Genomic DNA, 1,184 nt, shown 5'->3' on the forward strand with positions numbered 1-1,184 from the left:
GTTCGATGCCCATTGGCATGCCTTCCGCGTCTTCGAAGGCGTGCCCGGTCGCGGTATCTACGACAATATGAAGACCGCCGTCGACAAGGTCGGAATAGGCAAGAAGCGCGATGTGAATGCGCGGTTCACGGCGATGACCAGCCATTATGTCTTCGATCCCGAGTTCTGCAATCCGGCGGCGGGCTGGGAGAAGGGTCAGGTCGAGAAGAATGTGCGCGATGCGCGCCATCGGATGTGGCAGCTGATGCCGGCCTTTCCGGATCTGGATGCGCTTAATGCTTGGCTGGAAGAGCGCTGTAAGCTGCTGTGGGCTGAGACGGCGCATGGCACGTTGCCTGGAAGCATCGCCGATGTTTGGGAAGCCGAGAAGCCTGCGCTGATGCCACTCCCCACAATGTTCGATGGCTTTGTCGAGGAAAGAAAGCGCGTCTCGCCGACCTGCCTGATCAGCTTTGATCGCACCCGTTATTCTGTGCCCGCCAGCTTTGCGAACCGCCCCGTCAGCCTGCGCATTTACCCTGAGCGGCTAGTGGTCGTCGCAGAGGGGCACGTGATTTGCACGCATGAGCGCATCATCGACCGGTCGCACCGCCAACTGGGGCGCGTTGTCTATGACTGGCGCCATTATCTGGCGGTGGTGCAGCGCAAACCTGGGGCGCTGCGCAATGGCGCCCCCTTCGTGGAAATGCCCGAACCCTTCCGCATGTTACAGGCGAAGATGCTGCGCCAGCCTGGCGGGGACCGCGAAATGGTCGATATCCTGTCCTTGGTGCTGCACCATGATGAGCAAGCCGTGCTGTGCGCCGTGGAATTGGCACTGGAAGCGGGCGTGCCGACCAAGACCCATGTGCTGAACCTGCTCCATAGGCTGCTCGATGGCAAACCGACCGACCAGCCAGACGTGAACCCTCCAGCGGCATTGTCGCTCAGCAAGGAACCCGAGGCCAATGTCGCGCGCTATGATGGGCTGCGCACCCAGCAAGGAACCCGTCATGCGTCATGATCCCGCGGGCGCTGCGCTGATCATCATGCTGCGCAGCCTGAAGATGCCGGGCATGGCGCAGGCTGTGCAGGATCTGCATGAACAAGGCTCACCCGCATTTGAAGCTGCCATGCCGATCCTGTCGCAGCTGCTCAAGGCTGAAATGGCCGAGCGTGAGGTGCGCTCGATCGCGTATCACATG

1 protein-coding gene and 1 pseudogene are annotated in these 1,184 nt (G+C 61.2%); both read left to right on the forward strand.

Annotated elements, in window-relative coordinates:
- Positions 1–1,003: IS21/IS408/IS1162 family transposase (locus tag ACK8OU_RS20225; RefSeq protein WP_410305127.1), on the forward strand; the 1,003-nt coding region annotated here is incomplete at its 5' end.
- A pseudogene (locus tag ACK8OU_RS20230) lies at positions 993–1,184 on the forward strand (ATP-binding protein); the annotation flags it as partial. The gene ACK8OU_RS20225 and the pseudogene ACK8OU_RS20230, both read left to right, overlap by 11 nt.

Source organism: Pontitalea aquivivens (genome assembly GCF_046507575.1).
GTDB classification, from domain to species: domain Bacteria; phylum Pseudomonadota; class Alphaproteobacteria; order Rhodobacterales; family Rhodobacteraceae; genus Pontitalea; species Pontitalea aquivivens.